At 66.8% G+C, this 7,562-nt stretch carries 8 protein-coding genes; 3 read left to right on the forward strand and 5 right to left on the reverse strand.

Annotated features, from left to right (window positions below):
* Positions 1 to 728: ATP-binding protein (locus ACIQ42_RS13175; RefSeq protein ID WP_397422669.1), on the forward strand; the 728-nt coding region annotated here is incomplete at its 5' end.
* 113 nt (positions 729 to 841) lie between these two features.
* On the opposite strand, the gene ACIQ42_RS13180 is transcribed toward ACIQ42_RS13175, so the two are convergent.
* Positions 842 to 2,023: an amidohydrolase family protein gene (locus tag ACIQ42_RS13180; protein ID WP_397422670.1), complete on the reverse strand. Its 1,182-nt coding sequence runs from the start codon at positions 2,021 to 2,023 to the stop codon at positions 842 to 844.
* On the opposite strand from ACIQ42_RS13180, the gene ACIQ42_RS13185 reads away from it, so the two are divergent.
* Positions 2,022 to 2,630, forward strand: a complete 609-nt coding sequence (locus tag ACIQ42_RS13185; protein ID WP_397422671.1) for a DNA-3-methyladenine glycosylase — start codon at positions 2,022 to 2,024, stop codon at positions 2,628 to 2,630. The two genes, ACIQ42_RS13180 and ACIQ42_RS13185, sit on opposite strands and share 2 nt — an antisense overlap.
* Here the strand turns inward: ACIQ42_RS13185 and ACIQ42_RS13190 are convergent.
* On the reverse strand, positions 2,627 to 3,109 hold the full coding sequence (locus tag ACIQ42_RS13190) for a peroxiredoxin (RefSeq protein WP_397422672.1): 483 nt from the start codon (positions 3,107 to 3,109) through the stop codon (positions 2,627 to 2,629). The two genes, ACIQ42_RS13185 and ACIQ42_RS13190, sit on opposite strands and share 4 nt — an antisense overlap.
* Before the next feature lie 107 nt (positions 3,110 to 3,216).
* Between ACIQ42_RS13190 and ACIQ42_RS13195 the strand changes: the two genes are divergently transcribed.
* Positions 3,217 to 3,777: a YqgE/AlgH family protein gene (locus ACIQ42_RS13195; RefSeq protein ID WP_397422676.1), complete on the forward strand. Its 561-nt coding sequence runs from the start codon at positions 3,217 to 3,219 to the stop codon at positions 3,775 to 3,777.
* A gap of 7 nt (positions 3,778 to 3,784) precedes the next feature.
* Here the strand turns inward: ACIQ42_RS13195 and ACIQ42_RS13200 are convergent, their stop codons facing one another.
* The 3 genes from ACIQ42_RS13200 to ACIQ42_RS13210 are packed head-to-tail and all read right to left on the reverse strand — an operon-like array spanning position 3,785 to position 7,412.
* Complete coding sequence (locus ACIQ42_RS13200; RefSeq protein WP_397422673.1) at positions 3,785 to 5,443, reverse strand: putative bifunctional diguanylate cyclase/phosphodiesterase; 1,659 nt, start codon at positions 5,441 to 5,443, stop codon at positions 3,785 to 3,787.
* Positions 5,444 to 5,480: 37 nt separating this feature from the next.
* Complete coding sequence (locus tag ACIQ42_RS13205) at positions 5,481 to 6,092, reverse strand: GNAT family N-acetyltransferase (RefSeq protein ID WP_397422674.1); 612 nt, start codon at positions 6,090 to 6,092, stop codon at positions 5,481 to 5,483.
* A 57-nt stretch (positions 6,093 to 6,149) separates the two neighbouring features.
* The gene (locus ACIQ42_RS13210) at positions 6,150 to 7,412 is read right to left on the reverse strand and encodes a M16 family metallopeptidase (RefSeq protein WP_397422675.1); all 1,263 of its coding nucleotides are present in this window, start codon (positions 7,410 to 7,412) and stop codon (positions 6,150 to 6,152) included.
* Between the last annotated feature and the right edge of the window lie 150 nt (positions 7,413 to 7,562).

Consider the following 7,562-nt stretch of genomic DNA (forward strand, 5'->3'; position numbering starts at 1 on the left):
GAGCCGCCGCGCTCGATGACGGCGCTGTGGATCTGCGGATTTCAGTGCGGGACACCGGACCGGGCATCGCCGAGGCGCATATCCCGGTCCTGTTCGACCGGTTTTCCCAGGTAGAGGACGCCAACGCCCGACGCTTTGGCGGCACGGGACTGGGCCTTGCCATCGTCAAACAACTCACCGAACTGATGGGCGGGAGGGTTTGGGTCGAGAGCACTCTCGATCGTGGCTCGACCTTCCATATCGAGGCGCCGGTCGACGTCGCACTGGCAGCGGTGCAGGTCCCTGAGGCCGTGGCGACCGCCACATTGTTGGGTCCGCTATCCATCCTCGTTGTGGACGACAACCTGGTGAACCTGATGGTCGTTGAACAGATGCTGGCTACGTTCGATCACCGGATCGCCAAGGCGTCGAGCGGCGCAGAGGCGTTGGAAGCGCTGGCCGCCGAACCATTCGACCTGCTGATCTCGGACATCCAGATGCCGGAGATGGGCGGCGTCGAACTGCTGCAACGCCTGCGCGCTGGCCCGGGCGCGAACCGCGACATCCCGGCCATAGCGCTGACAGCTGACGTCACCTCAGGTGATCGCGACCACTACCTGGCGATGGGCTTCAACGAGCACAGCCCCAAGCCCATCCAGATCGCTGAACTGCTGGCCGCCATGGCGCGTGCGGTAGAGGGGCCCGCTACGAAGGACGAGGCGAACTCAGCTGTCCCCATTGCTATGTGATGGCCCGGGAACACCGGCCCCCGCCTGACCGGAACGTTCACACCAGTAGGGCTCGCGGACGCGGACGCCGGTGACGACTTCGTTCATGGTTGTCGGGTCGTAGAGGCACCTGCTCAGGCCGCCGCCAGCGACGGCAGGTCGTGCAGGTCCCTGGCCAGGCCGTTCCCCATCAGGTTGATAAAGTTGTCACGATAGAATTTGCGCTTCAGCCGCTCGTCTACCCCCGCCAGGTTATCGTTGAATCGCTTCAGCGGATTGCGGCCACCTTCGACATGGGGGAAGTCCGAGGAGAACAGCACCATGTCCTCGCCGGAGTTTTCCATGATCCAGCGGACGTCCTCGTGCGGATAGGGCGTGACCCGGAGCTGGCGGCGCAGGATTTCCGACGGCGTGCCCGAAAGGGTCTGCAGGCGCTCCTCCTTGCCGAAGGCGGCGACCCCTGAATCCAGGAACTTCATCAGGCTGGGCAGCCAGGAGGCGCCCAGCTCGATGGCGCCGAACTTCAGGCGGGGGAAGCGGTCGAAGACACCGTCGATCACCAGGGCCGAGAGTGTTTGCCAGACGCTCAGCGGGATCGACATGAAGGACAGCGAGGTGAAATTCTCGTCGCCCCCGTGGAAATCCTTTACGTAGGGCAGGCCATTCTCCAGGTAGGCACTTGGCATCTTCTCCTCGCCGCCGACGTGGAACAAGATCGGCACCCCGGCCTCCTGGGCCACAGCCCAGAGCGCATCCAGCTCGCGGTGGCTGGGGGAGAAGCCGGGCGGATGGCGGGACGGAACCACCAGCGCCTTGGCGCCCAGCGCCAGCGCCTCTCGGGCAATCTGCGGCGCCCGTGCGCGGTCGATCAGCGGCACATAGCCGGTGGCCAGCAGGCGGCGGTCCACCGAGCAGAACTCGGTCATCATCCGATTGTGGGCGCGCGCGGCCTCGACGGCGAGTTCGACCTCGCCCAGCTGTTCGAGACCGAAGTTTGATAGACAGGCGGTGGTAAACACAAGTTGGGATGTGAAACCCAGATAGTCCAGCGTCCTGGGACGGTGGTCAGCGTTGAAGGCGCCGAGCGCCTCGTAGTTCTTGCGAAGCAGGATGTTGGCCTCTGCGCCGGCCAGGAACTCGGGGTCGCGGGCCTTCTCGGCGGCCCTGGCGAACCATTCGGGCAGAACCTCCTTACGACCGGTCTTCTCGACGAAGTCGGCGCGGAACTTCGGGTCGATGTAGCTGTTGATCTTGCCCGGCAGTTCCATGATGTGGCTGTCGGCGTCGTGGACGGTCTGGCCTTCGACATATGCCATGGCGCATCTTCCCTGGATGGTTTCTGTTGTTGAGCAACATTCCGGACCTTCTGACGCCGAACGTCAAGGATTCTGGCGGCGGCATCCCGCCGAGGTCGCGCGTGAACTGATCGGATGCAACCTGTTCATCGAGGGCGTGGGCGGGCGGATTGTCGAGACCGAGGCCTACCATCACGAGGATCCTGCCTCGCACAGCTTCAGGGGACGAACTGACCGGAACGCGGCGATGTTCGGGCCGCCGGGGCGAGCATATGTCTATCGCTCCTATGGGATTCATTGGTGTTTGAACGTCGTGTGCGGCGAAGCGCCGGGGAGCGCCGTGCTCATCCGGGCGCTGGAGCCGATGTTGGGCCTGGAGGTCATGCGGGGCCGGCGCGGGGTAGCTGATCCGCGGGCGCTGTGCTCGGGTCCCGGCAAACTGGCGCAGGCCCTGGCGGTTTCGCGCGATCATGACGGCCTGCCGCTGGACGCCGCGCCCTTTCAACTGGTCGCAGGACCGACCCCCGGTGTGGAGGTCGGCCCGCGTATCGGTCTGTCCAAGGCGGTCGAGACGCCCTGGCGGTTCGGCGAGGCCGGCTCGCGGTTCCTGAGCCGGCGGTTCGGCTAGAGTTGAGCCAGCAGATAGTCGGCGGCCGACACCCGGAACTCACCGCCCTGCTCGACGTTCAGTTCCTTCACAACGCCGTCCTTGACGATCATGGAGTAGCGCTGCGAGCGCTTGCCCATGCCGAACTTGCTACCGTCCATCTCCAGGCCAAGCGCGGTGGTGAAGTCGCCGTTGCCATCGGCCAGCATGATTATGTCGTCGCCCACGGCCTGATCCTCGCCCCAGGCGCGCATCACGAAGGCGTCGTTGACCGACAGGCAGGCGATCTCATCGACGCCCTTGGCCTTGAGATCAGGGCTCAGTTGCTTGAAGCCGGGGACATGCTTGGCCGAGCAGGTCGGCGTGAACGCGCCCGGCACGGCGAAGAGGGCGACGGTGCGGCCCTTGAAAAAGTCTTCGGTCTTGACGGGCTTCGGCCCTTCGGCGGTCGCCTGGGTCAGGGTCGCGGCGGGCAGCGTATCACCAACTTTGATGGTCATGGCCTGTGGTCCTTGCATAGAGATCGGAAGCCATGCTGATACCTGAGAAGCGGTCGCGACCGTAGTCTCGATTTTCAAGATTTGTGCGGCGGATCTTTCTGGACACCATGGACGGCGCCTTCCTGACGGGTCAGTTCCTGATCGCCATGCCTGGCATCGGCGACGCGCGGTTCGAACGCGCCCTGATCCTGGTGTGCGCCCATGACGGCGACCACGCGATGGGGGTGGCGGTGAACCGCCCGCTGGAGGGCCTCAGCGTGCCCACTCTGCTGGAGCGGCTGGAAATCGAGGGCGCGGCGGGGATGGCTGAGCGCCCGGTGCTGATGGGCGGGCCAGTGGAGACGGAGCGCGGCTTCGTGCTGCACACCGACGACTTCGGCGCCGAGCACACCATGACCGTGCCCGGCGGTATGGCGCTCACCACCACCCGGGAGGTGCTGGTCGCCATGGCGACGGCGACCGGCCCGCGGCGCGCCATGCTGGCCCTGGGGTATGCCGGCTGGGGCGCCGGTCAGCTGGAACAGGAGATCCGGCAGAATGTCTGGCTGACAGTGGAGGCCGACGAGGCGCTGGTGTTCGACGACGACCACGAGACAAAATGGACCCGCGCCCTGGCCAAGCTCGGGGTCGACCCGACCTTTCTGAGCGCGGAGGCCGGGGAGGCCTGAGGAGGCGCTATCCCCGCGCCTTCACCGGCGCCGCACCATCCACATAGCTCTCGTTGAGGTAGACCTCCGCCTCCTGGGCCGATAGCGCAGGGGCGTAGCCGAAGCCCTGGCCGTAGTCGCAACCGAACGACTGGAGGTGTTGGGCCATCATGGCGTTCTCGACGCCTTCGGCGATCACTTCCATGTGGAGATCCTGTCCGAGGGTCACAACGGATTTGACAATCTTCGCCGAACCTTCGTTGGCGGCCATGGTGCGTACGAAATAGCGGTCGATCTTCAGCGTGTCGAAGGGCAACCGGGTCAGATAGGAGAGCGCCGAAAAGCCGGTGCCGAAGTCATCGAGCGCCAGGCCGGCCCCGGCGGTGCGCAGGGCGCGCAGCACCACAGCGGCGCGGTCGGGATCGCGCATGACGTCGCCTTCGGTGACCTCCAGCTTGAGCGCGCCCGGCGGCAAGCCGGTTTCGGCGCGAATCGATGTGACCTCGGACACAAGATCAGGCCGATCCAGTTCTCCAGTGGAGAGATTGACGGCCACGGTGAGCTCGCCGGCTGCCCGGTGGCGGCGGCGCCAGGCCGCCAGCTGCTGGCCCGCCTCGCGCATCATCATCGAGCCCAGTTCGGGCATCAGGCCCATTTCCTCGCAGAGTGGGAGGAACTGATCGGGGGTGAGCAAACCGCGACGGGGATGTTTCCATCGCACCAGCGCCTCGAAACCCGACAGCGCGCCGGAGGAGAGCCGCACGATGGGTTGATAGAAGGGCATCAGCTCGCCGCGCCGCAGGGCGCCCTTCAGGTCGCCCTCAAGGGCCAGCCGCGACAGACCGTCCGTCTCAAGCCCGCGACCATAGGCCGCAGCGCCGCCGCGGCCGTGGCTCCGGGCGGATTCCACCGCGAGCTCGGCGCGGCGCAACAGCTCGGTGGCCTCCGGCGCCTCATCGCCGCCTGCGGCGGTCACGGCGCCGATCGAAAGACTGGGATGGATATCGAAACCCGCCACGCGCAGGGGCTGTTCGAGAGCGCTGCGAAGGGCATCGGCGCCCGGCGAGATCGTCTTCGGCGCCAGTGAGGCGAACTCGTCCTCTCCGATCCGCGCCAGCAGGGCGCCCGGCGGGAAAGTCGCGGCCAGCCGGGAGCCCAGCGCGGCCAGCACCAGATCGGCGCGCTCATGGCCAAGCGCTTCGTTCAGGCGCCGCAATCGGTCGAGATCGGCCACGATCAGCTCGTAGTCGCCGGGCGCCTGCAGGCGCTCGCGCGCCAGGGTGATGAAGGTGCGGCGGTCGGCCAGACCGGTCAGGGTATCGATGCCGGAAGCGGCAAACCGGACTTCTGCGGCCACGACGCCAGCGGCGCGGACACCTTCTTCCAGCCAGACGCCGCGCCAGACACTGGGCGCGCCGCCACGCAGCCGCAGGCGCACGGCCACCTCGCCGCCCGGCTGCTGAAGTCGCAGGATGTCCTCGGCCATCGCCCGATCCTGGGGCAGCGTCAGAGCCCGCAGCGCCGCTGAGGAACAGTCCGGCGCCAGGGGCCCCAGGCCCAGACTGCGGGTGGCGCCGGTCAGACGCAGGCGGTCCTTCTGCGGCTCCCAGACCCACAGAGCGACCTCGGCGGCACCCAGGGCCTCAAGATTGGCCGTAGCGTCCCATGTCCAGCGCTCGTTGGCCATTTCGTCCTGATCAGAGCCTTGAAATCAAAAGCGACGGTCAGACCGACACCTCCACGTCCGGACCCTCATGTCCCCCATGGGAGTTCAACTGGCCGAACAAGACATGATCTCGCCATGCGCCGTTAATTTTAAGATAAGCGGAGGCAAATCCCTCCTCGGAAAAGCCCGCCTGGGCCAGTAAGCGGCGCGATGGATCGTTGTCCGGAATGCAGGCGGCCTCCAGTCTGTGGAGCGCCAGAGTCCGGAAGGCGAAGGCGGTGAGCGCGCGCACGGCCGCCAGCGTCAGGCCCTGGCGCGCGAAGGGTTGACCGCACCAGTACCCCACCGATCCCATCTGGGCGACGCCGCGGCGAACGTTCGACAGGGTGATGCCGCCGGTCAGCGCCTCGTCTGCCGCGCGAACCACAAAGAAGGGATAGGCGACCCCGGCGTCGCGGTCCCGTGCATAGGCCATCAGACGGCGGCGATATGAGGCTCGTGAAAGATCATCCGCCGGCCAGGTCGGCTCCCAAGGCTGCAGGAAGGCCCGGCTCTGGGCACGCAGATCACGCCATTCGGCATAGTCCTGGGCGCGCGGCGGGCGCAGCAACACGCCCTCGCCTTCAATGCGAAGGCCGCTCTCGGGCGCGATCCAGTCCAGAAGGGCCATGTGGTGAGCGTCGCGGATTTTGGATTGAGGTCAAGGGCGGTGATCGCGTTGGCGCGGTCAGTTGAACAGCGCCTGTTCGAACGACTCTGCCGCGCCCAGAGCAGCGCGGGGGCCCAGGATGGCGACCGCAGCCTGGCGTGAGGCCAGGATGCGGCTGGTCAGGGCGGCGAGCTGGGCCGGGGTGACGGCGTCGATTTCGGCCGCGAGATCCTCCGGATCCAGGGTTTTGCCGAACAGGAGAACCTGACCGGCGGCCTGCTCTGCGCGGGCGAGTGCAGACTCGCGACCCATGAACATCGAGCCTTTCAGCTGGGCCTTGGCGCGGGCCAGCTCAGCGTCCGGAACCGGTCGGGTGAGTCCCTGGATTTCGCGGGCGGTCACCTGCGCCAGTTCGACCGCGTTCTTCGCCTCGCAGCCCGCAAACACGCCCAGCACGCCGGTGTCCGCATAGGTTTCGGAATAGGCGTCAATGGCGTAGGCCAGCCCACGCGCCTCGCGGGCCTCCTGGAACAGGCGTGACGCCATGCCGCCGCCCAGAATCTCGGCCAGCAGCCGGAGCGCGAAATAGTCGGGATCCTGGACGCCGACGGCCGGTAACAGCAGCACCAGATTAGCCTGCTCCAGCTTGCGCGCGAGCGTCTTCGACCCGGATATGAACGTCGCCGCTTCGGCGGCGGGAAGGCCAGCGCCGGACGCGCCGCCGAATTCCCGTTCGGCCAGCCGCAGCAGCTCATCCTCATCCACCGCACCCGCAGCGCTTACGACCAGGGTTTCCGGCGCATAGAGGGCGGCGCGCCAGTCGCTGAGGGTCTGGATCGTGGCCGCGCCGATGGACTTCGGCGTACCGAGGATAGGGCGACCCAGCGGTTGGCTCGAGAACGCGGCCTGCTGCGCCAGTTCGAAGACCAGATCGTCCGGGGTATCGGCCGCCTCGGCGATCTCCTGACCAACGACCTGTTTCTCACGTTCCAGATCGCCCTCGTCCATGACCGGGCGTAGCACCAGATCGCCGAGCACAGAGGCGCCGAGGTCGAGGCCGGCCTTGAGCGCCCGGATCTGGAAACTGGTCCGCTCATAGCCTGTGGCCGCATTGATGTTGCCGCCCTCGGCCTCGATCACCTCGACGATTTCACGCGCAGACCGGTCGCCCGCGCCCTTGAAGACCATGTGCTCCAGCAGGTGCGACCAGCCCGAGCGGGCCTTGTCCTCGAACCGCGCGCCGCGACCGGCGACGACGGACAGCGCCACGGTCTGCCAGCCAGGCAGCGGATCGCACACAACGCGCACGCCATTGGACAGGGTGTGAACCTTGGGGATCAAGACCTCAGGCTTCCGCAAACGCGCGGACGTAGGCCTTGATCGTATCGGCATCACCTGGCAGCCGGTCGAAGCGCTCACGGCGCCCCGACAGGCTGGCGACGCCGCGCGGCAGCATCGGCTGTACGCCGGATGCACGGGTCACATCCTCCG

This window comes from Phenylobacterium sp. (genome assembly GCF_044372605.1).
Taxonomy (GTDB): domain Bacteria; phylum Pseudomonadota; class Alphaproteobacteria; order Caulobacterales; family Caulobacteraceae; genus Phenylobacterium.